The organism is Paenibacillus sp. MAEPY2, from assembly GCF_000499205.1.
In the GTDB taxonomy this organism is placed as follows: Bacteria; Bacillota; Bacilli; order Paenibacillales; family Paenibacillaceae; genus Paenibacillus; species Paenibacillus vandeheii.
In genome coordinates this window covers 1-508 of the sequence record NZ_AWUK01000115.1, presented here as the reverse complement: position 1 = coordinate 508, position 508 = coordinate 1, and the positions used below count along the sequence as shown (strand labels likewise).

5 tRNA genes are annotated in these 508 nt (G+C 49.4%); all 5 read left to right on the top strand.

From position 1 onward, the window contains the following. Positions 1-76: 76 nt before the first annotated feature. The 5 genes from P364_RS0134840 (at position 77) to P364_RS0134820 (ending at position 477) form a co-directional block, all read left to right on the top strand. A tRNA-Asn gene (locus tag P364_RS0134840) sits at positions 77-152 on the top strand. A gap of 3 nt (positions 153-155) precedes the next feature. Then, positions 156-228 (top strand) — tRNA-Thr (locus P364_RS0134835). A 10-nt stretch (positions 229-238) separates the two neighbouring features. Continuing rightward, positions 239-310, top strand: a tRNA-Glu gene (locus P364_RS0134830). 6 nt (positions 311-316) lie between these two features. Then, positions 317-392 (top strand) — tRNA-Val (locus P364_RS0134825). A 10-nt stretch (positions 393-402) separates the two neighbouring features. After that, positions 403-477, top strand: a tRNA-Gln gene (locus P364_RS0134820). Positions 478-508: the final 31 nt, after the last annotated feature.

The window sequence follows — 508 nt, the reverse complement described above, 5'->3', positions numbered from 1 at the left end:
TCATCCTACATAGAAAACAGGCTCTGCATGTTAACGTTGTATGATGAATTGCATTTGCACTGCAAATGCATATTATTCCCTGATAGCTCAGTTGGTAGAGCACTCGACTGTTAATCGAGTTGTCACAGGTTCGAGCCCTGTTCGGGGAGCCATTTGCTCTCATAGCTCAGTAGGTAGAGTGCATCCATGGTAAGGATGAGGTCACCGGTTCGATCCCGGTTGAGAGCTTTGGAAATGGGGCCCGTTGGTCAAGGGGTTAAGACACCTCCCTTTCACGGAGGTAACAGGGGTTCGAATCCCCTACGGGTCATAGGATGGAGGCTTAGCTCAGCTGGGAGAGCATCTGCCTTACAAGCAGAGGGTCGGGGGTTCGATCCCCTCAGCCTCCACCACTTAACTTAATGGGGATTAGCCAAGCGGTAAGGCAACGGACTTTGACTCCGTCATGCATAGGTTCAAATCCTATATCCCCAGCCATTTTAGTTTTTAGTTTGAGTCATTAGCTCAG